At 39.1% G+C, this 19,209-nt stretch carries 20 protein-coding genes; 5 read left to right on the forward strand and 15 right to left on the reverse strand.

The window, feature by feature from the left end; all coding sequences use genetic code 11:
- Position 1 precedes the first annotated feature (1 nt).
- The 13 genes from KFO40_RS15085 to KFO40_RS15145 form a co-directional block, all read right to left on the reverse strand.
- Positions 2–958 carry a glycosyltransferase family 2 protein gene (locus tag KFO40_RS15085; RefSeq protein WP_118219923.1) on the reverse strand — a complete coding sequence of 319 codons (957 nt, stop codon included), beginning with the start codon at positions 956–958 and terminating at the stop codon, positions 2–4.
- A gap of 371 nt (positions 959–1,329) precedes the next feature.
- Positions 1,330–2,316 carry a glycosyltransferase family 2 protein gene (locus KFO40_RS15090; RefSeq protein ID WP_211146527.1) on the reverse strand — a complete coding sequence of 329 codons (987 nt, stop codon included), beginning with the start codon at positions 2,314–2,316 and terminating at the stop codon, positions 1,330–1,332.
- Between the two features lie 166 nt (positions 2,317–2,482).
- Positions 2,483–2,866: a hypothetical protein gene (locus KFO40_RS15095; protein ID WP_211146528.1), complete on the reverse strand. Its 384-nt coding sequence runs from the start codon at positions 2,864–2,866 to the stop codon at positions 2,483–2,485.
- 59 nt (positions 2,867–2,925) lie between these two features.
- Positions 2,926–3,153 (reverse strand): acyltransferase family protein, encoded by a 228-nt coding sequence (locus KFO40_RS25955; protein ID WP_118219920.1) that lies wholly within the window; start codon positions 3,151–3,153, stop codon positions 2,926–2,928.
- Positions 3,150–4,163 carry an acyltransferase family protein gene (locus KFO40_RS15105; RefSeq protein ID WP_118219919.1) on the reverse strand — a complete coding sequence of 338 codons (1,014 nt, stop codon included), beginning with the start codon at positions 4,161–4,163 and terminating at the stop codon, positions 3,150–3,152. Before KFO40_RS15105 ends, KFO40_RS25955 begins: the two co-directional genes overlap by 4 nt.
- Before the next feature lie 12 nt (positions 4,164–4,175).
- On the reverse strand, positions 4,176–5,249 hold the full coding sequence (locus tag KFO40_RS15110) for a glycosyltransferase family 2 protein (RefSeq protein ID WP_118219918.1): 1,074 nt from the start codon (positions 5,247–5,249) through the stop codon (positions 4,176–4,178).
- Positions 5,250–5,285: 36 nt separating this feature from the next.
- The gene (locus KFO40_RS15115) at positions 5,286–6,356 is read right to left on the reverse strand and encodes a glycosyltransferase family 2 protein (protein WP_118219917.1); all 1,071 of its coding nucleotides are present in this window, start codon (positions 6,354–6,356) and stop codon (positions 5,286–5,288) included.
- Positions 6,357–7,523 carry a glycosyltransferase gene (locus tag KFO40_RS15120; protein ID WP_118219916.1) on the reverse strand — a complete coding sequence of 389 codons (1,167 nt, stop codon included), beginning with the start codon at positions 7,521–7,523 and terminating at the stop codon, positions 6,357–6,359. It abuts the gene before it with no gap.
- 45 nt (positions 7,524–7,568) lie between these two features.
- Positions 7,569–9,098 carry a lipopolysaccharide biosynthesis protein gene (locus KFO40_RS15125; RefSeq protein WP_211146529.1) on the reverse strand — a complete coding sequence of 510 codons (1,530 nt, stop codon included), beginning with the start codon at positions 9,096–9,098 and terminating at the stop codon, positions 7,569–7,571.
- 10 nt (positions 9,099–9,108) lie between these two features.
- Positions 9,109–11,529, reverse strand: a complete 2,421-nt coding sequence (locus tag KFO40_RS15130) for a GumC family protein (RefSeq protein WP_118219914.1) — start codon at positions 11,527–11,529, stop codon at positions 9,109–9,111.
- 24 nt (positions 11,530–11,553) lie between these two features.
- Complete coding sequence (locus KFO40_RS15135) at positions 11,554–12,360, reverse strand: polysaccharide biosynthesis/export family protein (RefSeq protein ID WP_211146530.1); 807 nt, start codon at positions 12,358–12,360, stop codon at positions 11,554–11,556.
- Positions 12,361–12,423: 63 nt separating this feature from the next.
- The gene (locus KFO40_RS15140) at positions 12,424–13,830 is read right to left on the reverse strand and encodes an undecaprenyl-phosphate glucose phosphotransferase (protein WP_211146531.1); all 1,407 of its coding nucleotides are present in this window, start codon (positions 13,828–13,830) and stop codon (positions 12,424–12,426) included.
- Positions 13,831–13,980: 150 nt separating this feature from the next.
- Positions 13,981–14,130, reverse strand: a complete 150-nt coding sequence (locus KFO40_RS15145; RefSeq protein WP_008021935.1) for a hypothetical protein — start codon at positions 14,128–14,130, stop codon at positions 13,981–13,983.
- A 153-nt stretch (positions 14,131–14,283) separates the two neighbouring features.
- Here KFO40_RS15145 and KFO40_RS15150 point away from each other — a divergent pair, with 153 nt between their 5' ends.
- Both KFO40_RS15150 and KFO40_RS15155 read left to right on the forward strand, forming a co-directional pair.
- Positions 14,284–14,916: a BT4734/BF3469 family protein gene (locus KFO40_RS15150; protein ID WP_211146532.1), complete on the forward strand. Its 633-nt coding sequence runs from the start codon at positions 14,284–14,286 to the stop codon at positions 14,914–14,916.
- Positions 14,917–14,952: 36 nt separating this feature from the next.
- Positions 14,953–16,785, forward strand: a complete 1,833-nt coding sequence (locus tag KFO40_RS15155) for a DUF3987 domain-containing protein (RefSeq protein WP_211146533.1) — start codon at positions 14,953–14,955, stop codon at positions 16,783–16,785.
- A 181-nt stretch (positions 16,786–16,966) separates the two neighbouring features.
- Here the strand turns inward: KFO40_RS15155 and KFO40_RS15160 are convergent, their stop codons facing one another.
- Positions 16,967–17,185 (reverse strand): DUF4248 domain-containing protein, encoded by a 219-nt coding sequence (locus KFO40_RS15160; RefSeq protein ID WP_004313208.1) that lies wholly within the window; start codon positions 17,183–17,185, stop codon positions 16,967–16,969.
- A gap of 220 nt (positions 17,186–17,405) precedes the next feature.
- Between KFO40_RS15160 and KFO40_RS15165 the strand changes: the two genes are divergently transcribed.
- From KFO40_RS15165 to KFO40_RS15175, 3 genes are read left to right on the forward strand one after another with little or no spacing between them, the layout of a single operon-like run.
- Positions 17,406–17,894: a DNA-binding protein gene (locus tag KFO40_RS15165; protein ID WP_008021928.1), complete on the forward strand. Its 489-nt coding sequence runs from the start codon at positions 17,406–17,408 to the stop codon at positions 17,892–17,894.
- A gap of 35 nt (positions 17,895–17,929) precedes the next feature.
- On the forward strand, positions 17,930–18,037 hold the full coding sequence (locus tag KFO40_RS15170) for a smalltalk protein (RefSeq protein ID WP_004297473.1): 108 nt from the start codon (positions 17,930–17,932) through the stop codon (positions 18,035–18,037).
- Between the two features lie 3 nt (positions 18,038–18,040).
- The gene (locus KFO40_RS15175) at positions 18,041–18,454 is read left to right on the forward strand and encodes an N-acetylmuramoyl-L-alanine amidase (RefSeq protein ID WP_087318784.1); all 414 of its coding nucleotides are present in this window, start codon (positions 18,041–18,043) and stop codon (positions 18,452–18,454) included.
- Positions 18,455–18,457: 3 nt separating this feature from the next.
- Here the strand turns inward: KFO40_RS15175 and KFO40_RS15180 are convergent, their stop codons facing one another.
- Positions 18,458–19,207, reverse strand: coding sequence for a polysaccharide biosynthesis/export family protein (locus tag KFO40_RS15180; protein ID WP_015531610.1), 750 nt, complete (start codon positions 19,205–19,207; stop codon positions 18,458–18,460).
- Positions 19,208–19,209 lie beyond the last annotated feature (2 nt).

Raw genomic sequence — 19,209 nt, forward strand, 5'->3', positions numbered from 1 at the left:
TTTACTTTTTCTTTAATCTCAACAACAGCATCCCCATTCTTATAGGAAGAAAGGATACTAACAAAGCCCTTATTTTGAGAAAAAAGTTCCAATGAGGATAATACATTACTTGCCATTTTACCTCTGGAAAAACACCTTTCCATCTCTCTACATTTTCTCTTTTAGGAAAACGGAGCAACACTTCCTTGGATGCTATTTTCAAATAATTGATAAGAGATGAAGCTTCACCGGCAAGACCTTCAGTATGAAAATAGCGTTCCAATCTTCGAGTAGCCTCTATAGCATCATTTACTTTTTTCATAGAAAATTTCGTGGTCATACTGTTTGCATTGACATTATAATGATAGAGACAACCATCCAAGAATATCGTTTTTGAAGAACGAAGCCTGAGTGGAATCAGTATACAACTATCCTCCCACATCGAGAGGCCTTTCCACAAATCTTGCGAAGCAAAATCAAAGAAATCCTTTCTTATCAATTTGTTCCACAAAGCACCATAAATGCCCCCAAAAAAGTATGGAGACAATATAATCTCCCTACTGTCATCACGATGCGAAAAGGTGTGCTCTGTTATACCGACAATACTATGTTCCCAGAACCCACACCCCACCACATCTGCATCTTGGACCTCGGCAGCTTCCACCAACTTTTCATACATGTTTGGCTCCACCCAATCGTCACTATCGCAAAAACCTATATACTTACCTGTTGCTTTAGAGAGTGCCAATTCGCGAACAGCCGACACACCGCTATTGATCGGTTGTTTCCAAACAGACACGTTTCTATCGGGATATTCACTTACTACCTGATTTAAGATTTCAACACTTTTGTCCAGCGAACAATCATCCACAAAAATGAATTCCATATCCTCCAACGTCTGTTCAAAAAGCGAACGAGCACACCGTTCTATAAACGGTTCCACACCATAAACTGGTATAATTACAGAAACTTTAGGCATTTTACAAATTACAATTATCAATCAAGTAATTTCACCAACTTATTACAATAAGTACAAAGCTCCCCACTTGGTTTTACTCTCCACGAAAGTTTTTGAAATAAATTAAGGTTCACAATCTTTTCAAAACAACTACTATTAGCTATTTCATTAAGGTGGTCAACCACAAAGAATATAGATCATTAAAAAGAATCTCATCAATATGTTCTTTACATAAAGCATGGTGTCGATAGAACTTCATAGCATGCCACTTCTGCATACTCACAGACTGCTTTATCATACATAACATCTGGTTCAATCCAGTCATCGCTATCAATATATGGAGCAACATTGTATACAGGAATTATTTACTGATATTAGAAATTGCGGCATAACTAATCTATTAATTTTTTTTTCACCTTCAATACTGACTTAACTTTTCTGTAACACCATGTATAAAGTCTGTACATCCATTCCAACTGGAAACATTTCAAATAACGCTTATTGACATAAGGCCATAATGGTTCTACCCCATATTTATCGATAAAGGTGCGTAATTGCACATAACGTTCATGAGAAAAAGAACGAGTAGGACTAAAAAAATCTGAAATGCAAGCCGCAGCCTTTAGTTGTTTCATATAATCCCATTTGGGGTCATTCCCGATAATACTTAGATTCACATTATGGATGCGCTTTCCATACTCATCTGACATTGCAACAGTATGCATCATACTGTTCGGGTTGTCATTGTAATAATAGACACCTATATTTAAACTAAGGACTTTATTTACTCTTTTACCGACATATAGATTTGTTATCCAATCTTCTCCTATCAATAGTTTATTCTCAATGCAAAGTTGGAATATATAATCATCAAAGAGTTCCCGACGATAGAGAGTCCCCCAAAGATAGGGAGCTAAATCACCCAAATAAACACCTTGTACAAATTGATCGCTATCCAACTCTTGCCTTTCAAAAACAGATTGAACAATGTTCATCTTGTCGCAAGGCTTAGCCTTCACTATATCATACCCCTTAATGATCTCGTCGTACATCAACTGGAGGCTATAAGGCGGCAGTGTATCATCCGCATCAACAAAAGTTATATAAGGAGCTCTTGTTTCTTGACAACCACGCAGCCTTGCTCCATGTGCCCCCCGATTTTCTTGTTCAATACTTCTTATGCGCTTGTCGGTAGCTGCATATTGCTTACATATTTCTGCAGAGTAGTCCGGACTGCCGTCAATGATAAGCAGAAGTTCCCAATCACAAAAAGTTTGCGCTTGTATTGACTCTATCAGCTTCCCTACAAAACATTCCGCTTTGTAAACAGGAACTACTATTGATATTTTCGGTAATCTATTTATATCAGAACTGCCCATACACGATTTTATTAAAAAGAGTTATTCTGCTTATCATCATTCCCACAGCATGACATAACAAAGCAATAAAGAGTAATAAAACTACATATATAGAGGTCTAAAGAAAAGGACTATGAAACTCATTGAACCAATCAACAACCCCCCCATCTGTCATTTTATCGGTTAATTATATTAGGAAAAAGTAATGGTATATATAAATATCTAATGTCCATGTACCCAATGATACCATACACAACTTCTTTTCATTGAATGAAAAATCTATACTCATTGTAAACAGAAGCAAGCCCACTATTGCTACGAATCCTTTTATCATTCCTTGAAAAGGGAAGTATAACCCTTTATTTACCATAAACATCAACAACACATAGACTACCACGCAGACTATCATAATTGTGCCATGGTAAGTAGCAGTCTTTTCCAGTACATTATATTTTCTCAGTAAATAACCTTTTATAAGATATAGCCAGTATAATGGATAAAGTGATAATAAGGACATTTTGGAGTTAGGTTCTCCCAACGCAAGGCACAAACCTTTTATTATCAACCACATACCCACTCTTAAAGCAAAATCCAAGTATTTAAAGCTTAGTTTACCGGAACACTTACCAATCAAATATAGTAACCAATTGATTTCAGTGCCTTGTGAAAATTTGGTGTTTTCGAAAGGACATACCCTGACAAGAACATAAACAAAGGAACATGGCAGGAGTATATAATACTCCAAACGAGTTCCGAAGGTGTAATGCCAAAGACATAGATTGCAAAATGTCCCATTATAACCATCAAGATAGCTAGACTTTTCAAGATATCAATATATAATAAGCGACAATTCTTCATAATACCCTGTGTGTGTTTAAATAGTTTTGTATACTTAATGTGATCATTGAAACTATTATGCAGATAAAGAATATTATTATAGGAGAAAACCAATGATATACACTACCCATAAAAGGAGGCATATCCTCTCGTATCGACCCTATGACAAACCCCACGAACGGATGATAGATATACACATATAACGAGTATTTCTCACCCCATTTCGACATTACATTAGAACTTCTCATAGGAGTAAATAAAGTAATCATCACTAATGCAAAAGCCACAAAAGGAGTGAAAACCAATATATCGCCCGCATTAACAATACCTAATGTTCTAAGTATAAAGCTCTCTATATAACACATTATTACAGAGACAATCAATAGAATCCAGCAATCTTTATCATCAAGATAGCAATTAATTTTAGCCTGATACTTTTTAATAAGTATTCCCAGCCCCACAGCAGGAAAGGCGATAGATAGATATGCAGGGAAGTATCCAAGAAAGGCAAATGTCAGTGTATCGTCTGTAACAAACATCGGCACAATATGCTTCCATAAGAGATGAGATATAAACAATAACGGTACTGCAATGCTCAATATACGATTGAAATATGATTTATGCAACAAGACATATAACGCTATCAATACATACAAGTATGCTTGCAAATACCATAAGTGTACACCTTCAGGATTGAATAACGGAATCCCTAATATGAGAAAATGGGCGACATCTCCCCACCCTAGTTGAAAAGAATCAGACATTTTCATATAATGATTCAACCATGGTATAATATAAAGCATATTGGAGAGGGAAATTATATATAGCATACGCATAATACCTTTTCGAAGTTTTTTTTTCATATTCTCCATATCCAAATTATACAGAAAATAACCGGAAATCATAAAGAAGCACGGCACAGCACATCTTGTAAGAGGTAAAATAACCTCTCTCCAAGGTACATGTATATGAATAAATACCACCAAAAGTGCTAAAAACAGTTTGAGTACATCAAAAGAATAATTCCTCATTACACCTGATTATTAATTGAATTGGTACATTTTATTCAATTTGAATCCTATCGCTTTCTTTACATTCAGCCATTTAGCATAAAATAAAGCCCTTGAGATATGTCCTGCTTTGATAAGCCTGAACAAGCGTACCATAGGTTGACTAATATCTGTAGTGACCACAATTTCATCCTGCTCAATAGAGGCAAAGCGTTTGACAAGTTGATTAGCAACAAAATTTCTCAACTCATGCTTTTTCAGTTTTCTCGAATGTCGTGGACTTGTGTAGTTCATCACAATACGGCGCACTATATTTCCTACATAATAATGCTGTGCATAGTTCTTCACATCATCCCCTCCCTTATCATATAATTCACCAAATGCAGCAAAATTGGCATCCAAACCTGTTAAATAAACCTCTGGATGACGAACGAGACCACTCATATGTTCCCCTCCCCAATCAAGGAATAAATAGGTACGAGCCTCTGGATAATGCACAACATGTGTGGCATACAACAGATAAGAACTTACAAAAAGTAGATCTTCATCAAGTGACAAAGATTCATTAAACTTTATATTGTGTTTATGACACAGGGCAAGTTTGAAAAACTTGCCCCATGTCGAAAATAAAGGATTTCGACATGGGGCAAAATCCGTGAACATATATCGAACCACTTGAACCGATTCGCTGCGGTGCTCTGCCCATTCGGGCAGAGTATCAATAGTGAATTCGCCACTAACAGTACCTACCATTGTAAATGCTGTAACAATCAAGTCTGCTCCAGACAAGGACTCACATACTAAAGCATCTAAATGCTCTGGACGCACGGCATCGTCTGAGTCAACGAAAGTAACCCACTTTCCTTTTGCCTCCTGCAATGCATGATTACGGGCATTAGATACGCCACCATTGGATTGGTGAATACAACGAAAATTGCTATGAGATGAACAAAAATTGTCACAAAGTGTAGCCGAATGGTCAGTACTACCATCATCTACAACGATAACCTCGAAATCTTGACAATTCATATTTGCCAAACTACTGAGGCAAAACAATATAGAACATTCTCGATTATAAACAGGAACGATAATAGATACTAATGGCATATTATTTAAATGAATGAATCTTACTATTTACGAATTCTAAAACCTTATTTTTGATTTCAACGACCTATACCAGCAATATGAGTAACAGAGAGCCAAGGCTATCCAGCAATGGTCGAATGCAATTAAAGAATAAATGACATAGATATAATATTTTTGCTGTTCCTTTATGTATCTTTTATAAGGAAGTACACTTATAAACAATGGCCTCACCGAATTTCGCATAAAGGCAATCAACTCACCAGTCTTTAACAAGCAAGCATGTTTCCGTCGGCAATAGTTAATCAAAGCAAATGTAGTCATACCATATACTAGATTATTGACACAATAAGAGATATTATAATTTTCAGCCAAACTGTCAAGCGTACGAAATGCTTCATAATTTTGATATATTGCATTATAATATTCCTCCAAAGGCAATACTTTAGAAGTGAGCCGTTGTCCTTTTCCTACAATAAGCCTATCTACTTGTACATAAGTATACATCTTAGGGTAGTGTACCATATTCTTAATATATCGGAGATAGTCTAAAATGAAAATTTGATCTTCTCCAAAATTAACATCTTTGCGGAATGATATATGATGCTGATAGCATATTTCAGACCTGAAAAATTTTCCACACACACTAAACATTTGTGTATCAGTCTGTAGCAGGTCCTTAAAATAATATACTGCGGGTGCAAAGGATTCTTCTCGCAAATCGCTTAATGGCCGCAACTCTATATTACCTTTGCTTATGTCATTTTCGTGTATCGGACTAAACGATTCTATTAGCCAATCCTTATCATAATTCGCTTTGAAAGATACTATATCCAAATGTTCAGGTCGTACTGCGTCATCAGAATCAACAAAGGTTATCCACTTTCCTTTCGCTTTTTCTATACCCAAATTACGTGCCGACGATACACCGCCATTTTTTTTATAATAATATTGAGCTTCAAGATGAGTTTTACAAAATTCCTTGCATAAGGTAGCACTTCCATCTGTACTACCATCATCAATCAATATGATTTCATAATTTTTATATCTTATATTGGCCACACTATCCAAACAATATCCTAATGTGCTTTCCCTATTGTAAATAGGAATGATAATTGAAACGTCTATCATTCAAATATTTCTTTTTAGTTTTTCAAAAAATGCTTGTTTAGAGAAATTTGCTTTCAATTTTAAATCTGCATTTTGGGCAATCATATGATTTTTTTCCTTGTTTTGTAGCAAACTGACCACATTTTCTGCAAATTCTTGGTCAGTCATACTAACTAAATAATCTACATTAGACGTAAAAACGTCTGTAAAGCCTCTTGAACCTTCAAATGTTGTAACACAAGGTCTGAGCATTTGCATAGCTTCTAATATTTTTATATTTGTTCCCGCACCTTCGTATATAGGTGCAACAACCACGCGCGCATTGGCATACTCAGCGCTTAAATCTTCAACAAACCCCTTTATCACTACATTTCGATAATGCTTCCATTCTCCCAATTGACTCAAATTACACTTTCCTACAATGGTTACTACAACATTGGGGATTTTTTTTATAATAAGCGGATATACGCAATTGAAAAATCTATTCAAACCATTTATGTTAGCTCCAAAAGTTAAATAGCCCACAAATAGAATCTTATTATTACTATTCTCAAAATCACAAAAATCCGCATGCCTTTCATCATAGAAAGGTACATTGGGTAAATAGGAGGACTTATAACCTATAATTTCATCTTTATTAGAAAAGAAAGAATGTTTTAATTTCTCCAATAACAAAGCAAGATTCTTTGTAGAATGATGATAAATAATATGATTATACCATTTGTGTATGATCGTCTTGCTATGTTTAACACGATTACGACGTATTGAAACAGGACTGTCATCCACATCAACAACGAGCCTATCTGAATATTTTACCAATCCACATCGAACTGCATCTGGAATGTATCTAATCACTATTCTATCGTATCTACCTTTCAATATAATATTGTCTAATGCTTGCTCTATTTCTTTATTCTTCATTTCAAAATATAATTCACCTGAACCAAACAGGCAATATATTTTTCTCCAAAACTCTAAGAGTTTGCTTCGTCTATCTTTATTGCAATCATTACAATATATCACATCGCAATTCTTAATATTGAGATTTACATCATCATTATTGAAAACAACAACATCGACATGGGCAATCTGAGCGCATGCTTGTATAAGAAGATTGGAACGTTGTATAGAACCACACGTCACACTAAAAGGATTATTATTATGTAATTCAATAAAGAGAATATTCATTTTTTTAGTTTTCTATTAGGCTAATTATAAATTGAGGAACCGTCATTACTCTTTTTGAAATTTATGTTTAACCATTTCTTTTATTTGTATTCTTTCATGCACATTAAATCCTAAATAGAAAATGGCAAATAATTCACAAATTACGCACAAACTGCATATCATTATAAAATTCCAAAATCTGTCTCCTATCAAATTATTAGCTATCAGTGGTATCACTGCACCCAATCCAGTAACCAAAAGAGGATATACAACCCCATTCCACAAGAATGACATTGCTTTAAATTCTGGAATATAAAGTTTAACTAAATACAAATTATGAAGTCCCGCAGCAATTGTTATAAATATATTGACTACAAATGGCGTGGTAGGAGAATAACCCATTTTCAAAAACAGATAGGTCAGTGGAACAGTTAATAGGTAGATACTTCCCGTAACGAAACTGATTCGTTTCATTCGCCCGGTTGCATGAATAATCATATTGAGAGGTGCAATCATTGTATCAAACCAGTTATACACAATGGCCAATTGACAAAAAAGAAATGCATAATCCGGAACCTCTTTCAGCCATAAGTCCATTACAAAATTGACTTTCAACAGTGCCGGAAAAGAAAAAAGAAAGAGCAAAAAGAAAGAGAACTTTGCACATCGTGTGGCCAACACCTGCACTTGCTGATAGTCTTCTTGAGCATAAAACTTGATGATCTGCGGCTGAATAGCCGTTGTAAAATTGCGAGAAAATCCCATAATCGCATTCAAAATCTGATTGGCAACACCGGTAGCAGCATTGATAACGGGTCCCCAAAACATATTTTGCAGAATATTGACTCCCTGATTACGAAACATTATACTCATATTGCCATAAACATCACAACCGGAAAAAATCAACAGCGGCTTTAAGAGGGTTTTATCTTTCGTAAACTTCCATCTGCACTCTTCAAAATGTTTTGTACCATAAAATCTGTAAGCCATCATGATGACAAACGAAAGAACAAAAAAGAGAAAACCATAAAGAATAAGTTTATCAAAGTTTATCCATTCAAGCAAAAACACAATACCCAATTTCAATGTCACATCCGCTATGCCTAAATAGGCGAAAATGTCCATGCGTTCATGCGCTATAAGTGCTGCATTATAGGGAACCTGTGTAATCATCAACATACAGCTCAAAACAGAGAATTGAAAAATGACACGTGCCGCAAACATTCTATCCTCCGGTATCACCAATTTGGTTTCCAAAATCCAAACACCAACCGTTTCACAAAGAACGAAAATAAGCAGAGCCAATATGACATGAATAGTAAGTGCCGCACTAAAGGTCTTCTTTAGTTTCTCTATATCATTCAACCCTAAATCGAAAGTCAAAAAACGCGAAGTGGCACCCGCCAAAGAGGTATTGATAAAGGTAAACATACCCGCCACACCGGCTACTACATTGTTTATACCAAAATCTGTAATACCTAGAACATCAAGAATAACACGACTAGTATAGAAAGATACGAACATGCTAAATAACATGCGCACATACAACATCAATGTATTCTTAATTATTCTTTTGTTGTTTTGTGAATTATCCATTACCACACGATTATAAATCTATTTTATGCTCGCCATACCCGTATCCATAACCATAACGCTTACCATAACCATAATACTTGCCATACTTACCGTAACCATAATAATAACCATATTTCTTCTTCTGAAAATCCAACCCGTTAATCACCGTACAAAGATTGGGAAGTTTGTTATTTTCAGCCAGTTCGTTAATCAGCGTAAACTCTGCTTTACGAGTATAATCAGCACGGCAGACATAAACAGATAAGTCAGCCACACGTCCTATAAGCAAAGTATCAGTCACCATACCAACAGGTGCGGTATCCAATATCACATAATCAAAATTCTTTTTCAACGTTTCAATCGCCTTATCCAAGCCATCACGAGCCAATAATTCTGTCGGATTAGGAGGAACCGTACCACCGGGAAGAATATACAAACTCTTGCTGACATCAGAAGCCTGAACGAGATCCATCAGATTCTTTTCAGGATTCGACAGATATTGAGTTATACCCTGTTCTTTTCGAGAAATATTAAAAACTTTATTCAAACCAGGTTTACGAATATCAAGACCGACAATAACCACTTTCTTTCCTAATAAAGAAAGACTGATAGCAAGATTTACTGATATAAATGATTTACCTTCACCACTGACCGTTGATGTCACTAATATTACCTTCTGACCGTTCCCCAACATAAACTGCAAATTCGTACGTACATTACGAAAAGTCTCACTCATCAGATTATTCTGATTCTCAAATACGGCTATGGAGCCGTTCTTCTCCCCTGTTAAAGGCACATCTCCTACAATAGGTAGACGAGTCAATTTCTCCACATCACCACGACCTTCAATCTTGAATTTAGTAAAACTAGTCAAGAAAATGATGCCGACAGGCAAACCTACTCCCAACACTAAAGCAATCATATAAATCATTTTAGGTTTCGGGGATACCGGGCCGCCTTCAGCTACTGGTTCATCTATAATCTTTGCATTATTTGCCGTAGCAGCTAACATAATAGCATTTTCTTCACGTTTCTGCAAAAGCATCAGATAAAGTCCCGCCTTAATCTCTTGCTGACGGGCAATACTTACATACTGTCTTTCCTGTCCCGGAGCATCACTGATACGGCGGGAAAAACGACTAGCTTCACGATCCAAATCAGCCTTGACTATAAGCAACCCCTGTAACGTTCCGTCAATAGCAGCTTTAACATTCGCCTTCATTGCACGAATACTCATATCCAGATTTATAATCATCGGATTGTTTTCAGTTGAAGTACGCAACAAACGTTTACGTTCGACAACCAGTTCATTATAACGTTCTAATTGAGTAGTCAGTCCATTGTCTGTTAAACCAATGTTACTAGGAAGCACCTCATATTCATTCAATGGATTATTGATATATTTCGCAAGGTCACGAACCAAATTAATCTGTGTACCATTCTCAACCCTTTTCTTTTCATATTCAGCATTTCCTGATACAGCTAATTGAGCATCACTGCTAATATCCGTCAAACCGGCATTCCGCTTAAATGTCTCCAGCTTTTCTTCCGTATTGCCCAATTCCTCGTCTATAATCTTAATACGCTCATTAATAAACTCTCTCGTCTTTTCAGCCACTTCATTTTTATCATTGTTCGTATTCCGGTTATACATTTCCATCAGTTTATTGATAAAGTCCTGTCCACGCTGTATATTCGTATTAATTAATGAGACTGTAGCAACGGAAGTTGCTTTAGAGGTTGGCGCAATCGTTAATGCCCACTGATACCCCTTTGCAACTCCAAACGGCTGGCTAACTACCGCACTGATATGTCGAACCTCCTTCTGGCCTTCGACCTGACCGTTTGACAACGAATCTCTCAATGTGAACCCAAAGGTTCCTACATTGGTAGGAAATACTGCCGGTAACTTATCAAAACGCTTATTATATTCATTCAAACCCACTTTTAGATTCACATCCAGCCCACCATCGGAAGCCAGTTTCATGTCAATCAAAGCCGCATTTGAAAGTTTGTCCGCTTCTTGGGCAGTCAAATTCACCACGACAGGAGAGGTCTTATACATCTCTTGCCTAGGAAATTCATCCTCATCATAATAAGTAATATAAAGTTCCAAGCTATTGACGACCTCCTTGAGTATAGTCTTTGAACGGAGTACTTCTATTTCATTATCAATGCTCTGTGCTGAAGTAATGACTCCTCCTAATCCCAAGTTTTCTAAATCTGCCGATCCCGAATTTCCTCCTTTCTTATCATCCTTTATTATGATAGAAGCAGAAACCTGATACACAGGGATCTGGAAATATAAATATCCCCAAGCACCTATCAAACAAATCAAAACAGAAGCGACAAACCAAGGCCAATGGATTATATATCTGAAAAGAAGTTCCTGATAATTAACTTTCTCTTCATCCAATTCATTCATATTATTTTCGTACGAGTTTTCTTTCATTTTTGATTAATTTATTTTATGACTTTATTTTACTATATTTAACAATAGACTTGCTATTGACAACAAAACTGAAACACCGGAGAACCACAATCCCGTACTAGTTCCAACATCCGAATTCTTAGCCTTAGTCTTATTAGGTGTCACATAAATTATATCATTCTGCTGTAACTGATAATAAGGAGACAATACCGTTTCAGCCTTATTCAAGTCTATAGTAATAATTTCCTGCTTGTTATCTTGTCCTGTCCGGATCAATTTCACATTATCACGCATACCATAAATAGTCAAATCACCTGCCATAGCGAGCGCTTCCAGCAAATTAATCTTCTCGTTAGAGACTACAAAGCTTCCTGGCTTAGTAACCTCTCCCAATACCGAAATCCGATAATTAACAATACGCACAGTTACAAGTGGCGCTTCTTTCAAATAAACCTTCAACTTATCTATAATCAGATTTTCTATTTCAAGTTTAGTCAATCCACCTACATGAATCTCGCCTAACACAGGAAAGTTGATATTCCCCTGATTATCCACCAGATATTGCTGTAGAGCAGATGACGCGTTTCCTTGTCCTACCGTCTTTCCCTCCGTTCCACTAGCAGTACCTGAATTTACCAGATTGAAAGGTGCAGCCAGTTCCGGAGTAGAACAAGATACGGCAATCGTCAACAAATCCTTGGGCATAACCTTCACACCTGTCTGACGAACACTCTGTTCTGTATCATTCACAAAAGCCGTATCCTGCAAATAAGGCACTTTCTTATATGATTGGCAGGATACCAGCAAAAAAGCAAGTAACGCACCCAAAGTCAATCGTTTCAATTTTCTCATAACCACCTACTCATGTAAATTACAACTATTGATTTAATTTTTATTCAAATTCCAACTCTTCGCCTAATAAGCCTCTTTATCCCCACGGATTACGTTATACACAGTCTTATACATGATATATAAATCCAAAAGAAACGTCCAATGCTCAATATACCAGATGTCACGTTGCACACGTCCTTCCATCTGCCAAAGCTCCTTCGTTTCTCCACGGAAACCTGTCACTTGTGCCCAACCTGTAATACCAGGCTTTACAAAATGACGAACCATATATTTATTTATTAAATGAGAATATTCTTCTGTGTGCTTCAACATGTGCGGACGGGGACCCACTAAAGACATATCCCCTTTCAGGACATTAATAAATTGAGGAAGTTCATCCACATTCGTCTTACGAATCAGATCACCGATTCGGGTTTTACGAGGATCATGTTCTGTAGCTTGTAATGTATCACATTGAGCATTTACCCGCATTGAGCGAAACTTATAACACCAGAATTCACGACCATCCTCCCCGCTTCGTTTCTGCTTGAAAAAAACAGGCCCAGGCGAACTAATCTTTATAGCCAGTCCCACAATGATGTATATAATCGGGAAAAAAGTACAAAGGAACAGTAGCGAGCAAATAATATCAAAGCCACGTTTCATCATACGATTTTCCAATAACTCAAGTGGCTCACGACGGATAGAAAGTACCGGGACATTACCTAACATTTCAAAATACATTCTCCGTTTCAAATAGTTCCGGACATTGGGAACGCTAAAGAAACGAATCAGATGGTTCTCACAATAGTTGATAATCGGCACAATTTCAGCACTACGGGCGGAAGGAAGGCTACAATAAAGCTGATCCACCTTTCCCGCATTACGAGTCAAATAATCAACAGCTTCACACGGCTGTCCCAAATAAGCTATGTTCATAGGATAGCGGTCTGACGGAAAATCTTCAAAATATCCCAATACACGATACCCGGATGTCGGATCATCCGTCATGGAATGATAAAGTTCCTGCATATTTTCATGGCTACCCACCAACACTACCTTTCGGACATTTTCCCCACTTTTGCGATAAAGCTCCAGAATAGATCGGAACGTCAGACGATAGGAAATGATCACGATAATGAGAACTATATAAAATATCCCAAACTGACGCAGATTGACACATTCAAAATGGAATATATATGAAAGCCCAAAGACTATCAATACAAAAGGAATCATATTCCGGGCCACCCGAAGCATAATTTGTTCCGGGCGGACCACCGGACGATGAAGGATCACTCCTGAACGGATGTTGCAAACCAGATAACATAAAGTCATCAGAGCCATGTTCTGGAGAAGAGGCATTGAATACTCAAATAGAGACCGGTTTTCCCAGATCGAAGTAAACATCCATAACAGCAAGTTCAATAAGATGATGTCCCCTAGAAGGACAAACGATTTTAGGACTTTATTGAAACGTTGGACTTCCTGCATTATTTTATTATCAATTGATTAAATTTCTTTCCCATCACCCGTGTTTCTCACGATAATCAATATAACGGTCGACCCATTCAATTGCTTTGGCTCGAAATTCCTCTTTGGTATGACAGTCATAGAAGTAAGCCAAAAGACGGGTGAAATGGCTTAAACGAACGTCTCCCCTTTTATAACCTTTGCATAGTAGACAGCTTTGCCCAAACCTATTTCAGCGCACATGGGAGCTATCTTCACACCTGCTTTCTTAAACTGCTCGGCGATGAAAAGGCCGAGTGCTACATGAGAGTACTTTTTCATTTTTGTAATTCTGTTAATTGTTAAAGTTATTAAATAATACATGATTCTACCTATAACTGTTCTGATATGTCAGAACAGTTGATTTAAAAGCTATTCCTACCTTCGCCCCGCGTTTTGAAAATTCAAGGCGATAATCAAATAATTAGATACGTTATGACAAACGATTTTAGAATGTCTTATTTCATGCCTCCCATTGCGCCCATTAAAGACGAACACGGACAACTAGTTACTCCTCCTACGCTTATTCCCTGCTGCGAAGTCTCCGTAGAGCAAGTCTTTCAAATGATTACCTGCAACGAGAATCTCAAAGTTCTGACCGAACAAGTACGCAACTCCGAAGATATACGGACGGCAAAAGCATCACTATTACCATACGTGACTCCCTGTGGTACATTCTCGCGTCGCAGCAGCAAATACCTCATAGATCCTTCCCTCCTAACAGTAGTAGATATAGACTATCTCACCTCCTATCAGGAAGCAGTGGAGATGCGTAAGACGTTGTTCAATGATCCTCTTCTCCACCCTGTGCTCACGTTTATCAGTCCTAGCGGACGGGGCGTAAAAGCCTTCATACCCTATAATCATTTACCCATGGCCGATGACGCAAACTGTATTACGGAAAAAATGAAGTTAGCAATGTTATACACTGTGATGATCTATGGTACAGGAACACCTCCTCCTTTCGGAGAAAAGAAAAAAGGCGTGGACTTTTCCGGTAAAGACATTGTGAGATCCTGCTTCCTTTGCCATGACCCGGGAGCATTATTTAGAACCACCAACGAATAACCATAAATCATAAATTATAAATCATAAATCAAAATAATGACTGATATTGAATCTTTACGCCGCCTCACTGAAGCGGTTGAAACTGCAGGAGCGGATATTGCTCCTACCTATGCTGAATATGTACAACTGGCGTTTGCCATCGCAACGGATTGCGGAGAAGCGGGACGCGAGTTTTTCCACCGTTTGTGCCGGACGTCCGCCAAGTACCAACGTGAACATGCCGAACGGATATTCTCCAATGCTCTCACTACCCGGCATGGGGAAGTGCACCTGGGTACGGCTTTCCATCTTGCCGAGATGGCCAATGTGAAACTCTGTAATACGGAAGTTATGAACAACCGTAGAAATACAGAAAATACGGAAAATACACCGTCCAAAGCTCTCACACACGCACACGTATATAATAAGGTGGAGAATGACGAACCGGACGAATCCGAAGAGCTGCTGAACGGTAGTGACCCGAACCAGCCATTGCCCACTTTCCCCGAAGCGGACTGGCCGAAAATCCTCTTGCTCATCATGAGCTATGCCACCAGCCCTACCCAGCGTGACGTCATGCTAATTGGAGCATTGACTGCCATAGGTGCCAGCATGGAACGATATGTGAGATGTCCATACGCCGGCAAACTCCAGTCTCCTTGCCTGCAAAGTTTCATCGTGGCTCCTTCTGCCTCGGGTAAGGGAATTCTTTCGCTTATCCGTCTGCTCGTCGAACCTATCCATGACGAGATCCGCCAACAAGTAGCGACAGAGGTCAAGGCTTACAAAAAAGAGAAAGCCGCCTACGACGTCATGGGAAAAGAGCGTAGCAAAGTGGAAGCTCCCCAAATGCCCAAAAACAGAATGTTTCTCATCTCTGGCAATAACACCGGAACAGGTATTCTGCAAAATATCATGGATGCCAACGGCACAGGACTTATCTGCGAAACGGAAGCAGATACTATTTCTGCTGCCATCGGCTCGGAATACGGACACTGGAGCGACACGCTCCGCAAAGCGTTCGACCATGACCGTTTGTCGTACAACCGGCGTACCGACCAGGAATACCGGGAAGTAAAGAAAAGCTATCTGTCCGTCCTGCTTTCCGGTACGCCCGCACAAGTGAAACCACTTATTCCCTCGACAGAGAACGGCTTGTTCTCGCGCCAACTGTTTTATTACATGCATGGTATATGGGCATGGATCAATCAGTTCGAAAGTGGCGAAGCCGATCTGGAAGCTATCTTCACAGACATAGGCCTGGAATGGAAAAAGCAACTCGACCTGATGAAAACACATGGAGTCCATACGCTCCGGCTCACCGACGAGCAAAAGCAAGAGTTCAACGCTCTCTTTTCCGATTTGTTCTTCCGTTCGGGACTTGCCAACGACAACGAAATGAGCAGTTCCATCGCCCGACTGGCTGTCAACACGTGCCGTATCATGGCAGAAGTAGCTATGATACGTGCATTGGAATGTAATCAACCTTACCAATTCAAGAATTCTTCTATCCATCTGCTTACTCCTGATAAGGAGATTGCCACTGATAATATCAAAGACGGCATTATCACCCGTTGGGATGTAACGATCACCGCTGAAGATTTTAAAGCGGTTCTGGAGCTTGTAACTCCGCTTTATCGTCATGCCACGCATATCTTGTCTTTTCTTCCCTCCACAGAAGTCAAGCATAGAGCCAATGCCGACCGGGATGCACTTTTCGAAGCAATGGGCAACCAATTCACCCGTGCACAGCTGTCGGAACAGGCTACAACCATGAAAATCAAACCTAACACTGCTTTCGGCTGGTTGAACCGTCTGATTAAAAAAGGATTGTTTACCAACGCAGACGATAAAGGCATCTATACGCGCACGCACGTGTGCGTGTGTTAGGGAGACGGGGGTAAAAGTGTATTTCTTGTATTTTAATAAAGCATCGCTTTAGCGTTCGTAAAGCATAGGTTTAGCAACCATAAAGCACCGCTTTATCCCACACAAACCGCCTCTATTCCTCTCTCCATCTCCCACTTTCATTTTTCAACTCTCAACTCTCAATTCTCAACTCTCAACTTCTTCAAGGTTCTCCCAAAGCGTCCACAATCACTCTCACCTCCAACGGTGTGAATGAGCGACGCTTTGATTCGTACCCCAAGTCGTACAGACGTTGCAGAAGTCCGGGACATAAAGAGATCCATTTCTTCATTTTTCGATAAGCAGCAATGTCGGTAAGTGTCGGAGAATAAAGTTGCGCCAGTTCCATGCGCCCATAGGCACGTATTTTGAATTCGGTCATAATGGATAAAATTTTGATTTACAGTTACAAAAATAACAAAATAGCACCACATAACCAACGTTTTTCCATTGAATAAACGACCATTACGACATATAATTGACAACAATCGTGTGCAATCGCAAACAATTGATTTATCGATATTTCAGGGTAGTATCTTTGTATTGTCGGAAGGGGAAAAGAATCCCCGGACAATATGTTTAACCCTTTAATTTATTGTTTTATGATTCGTTACAAAATTTATCAAAACCAACAGCAGAAAGGCCTGAATGCAGGCAAGTGGTTCGCCCGTGCGGTAAGCGACGAGACGTTTGATTTAGCCAAGCTTGCCGAACACATGTCGAAACACAATTCACCGTATTCCGGTGGTGTCATCAAAGGTGTACTTTCTGACATGGTAGACTGCATCAAAGAATTGCTGCTCGACGGCAAATGCGTGAAAATCGACGACCTTGCCATCTTTGGGGTAGGTATTCGCAGTAAGGCGGCTGATACGCTGGAAGATTTTTCGTTAGAGAAAAACATCACAGGTATGCGTCTTAAAGCTCGTGCCACCGGTAATTTGTCGACTACCAACCTGAAACTCGACAGTCAACTGAAGCAGCAAGCGGAGTATCAGAAACCAACTACTCCTGGTGGAGATTCCGATTCAGGCAATACGCCGAATCCAAATCCGGGCGGAAGCGGTGAAGCACCTGACCCGGCTGCCTAAGGGAATATTATTAATTTATTTAAAACCTCTTCTTTATGAGTAATTCATCTTCTCCCCGCTCCGTATGGAGCTTCATTATCAAAGTGATTATCACCGTTGCCACCGCTATCGGAGGCCTGATCGGAGTACAAAGTTGTATGTAGCTCATGCGCACCATTACGCTGATTATCATTCATTGCAGTGCCACGCCGGAAGGAAAATTCCTTTCGGCGGAGGCTTGCCGACAAGATCATATCCAACACCGTGGGTTCCGTGACATTGGTTACCATTTCTACATCACCCGCGATGGAGAAATTTGCCAGGGCCGTCCTCTGGAAAAGGTCGGGGCACACTGCCGTGACCATAACACCCATTCGATAGGTATTTGTTACGAAGGAGGGCTGGATATTGCCGGACGTCCCCAAGACACACGTACATTGGCGCAACGAGGTTCTTTGCTCGCTTTGCTCCGCGAATTGAAGAAAAGATTCCCCAAAGCATTGATTGTAGGCCATCATGATTTAAATCCGATGAAGGAATGTCCGTGTTTTAACTGTATCAAAGAATATGGAGAGTTGTAAGGATCATCTAAGTATATTGACCAGCAGACTGGCAATAGACACTAAGATGGAAAATCCCGAAATCCACATCGTGGTACTTGTTCCGATGTCCGCGCTCTGTGCTTTGGTTTTATTGGGAGTGACATACAGGATGTCATTCTGTTGCAACTGATAGTAAGGAGATAATAACAAATCCGCGTCGTTCAGATTGAGTGTAACAAACTGTTTATGCCCGTTCTTGTCTTCGCGGATTAGTTTCACATTATCACGAACACCATAAATGGTCAAATCTCCTGCCATAGCAAGGGCTTCGAGTACATTGATCTGCTCATTCACCACCGGATAAACACCCGGAGAGGCCACTTCTCCCAAAACCGAAACTTTAAAACCGGACATGCGGACTACTACCGTAGGTCTTTCTTTCACGTAAGATTTCAGTCGCTCCGTTATCAGGTTTTCAGCTTCTCGGCTCGTTAATCCGTTTAAAGGGAGTTTACCTAAAACCGGATAATTGATATTTCCCTGGTCATCCAACAAAAAGGTACTGCCTTGTGCATTGAATGGCTGCGAAACAACCGGATCGGAAGTAGAAACAAGAATGGAAACCTCATCTCCCGGTATCAACCTGGCGTCCTGAACAGGGGAAACTTGCGTATTCACCTGTTTCAAAACCTCCGCATCCTGCAAATAAGGTACTTTCTTATAGGATTGACAAGCTGAAAAGAAGAAGAAAGAGAATATCAGTGCAAAAGCACAAGAAAACTTCATATTCATGT

It is taken from the genome of Bacteroides sp. 1001302B_160321_D4 (assembly GCF_015667765.1).
Classification (GTDB): Bacteria; Bacteroidota; Bacteroidia; order Bacteroidales; family Bacteroidaceae; genus Bacteroides; species Bacteroides xylanisolvens.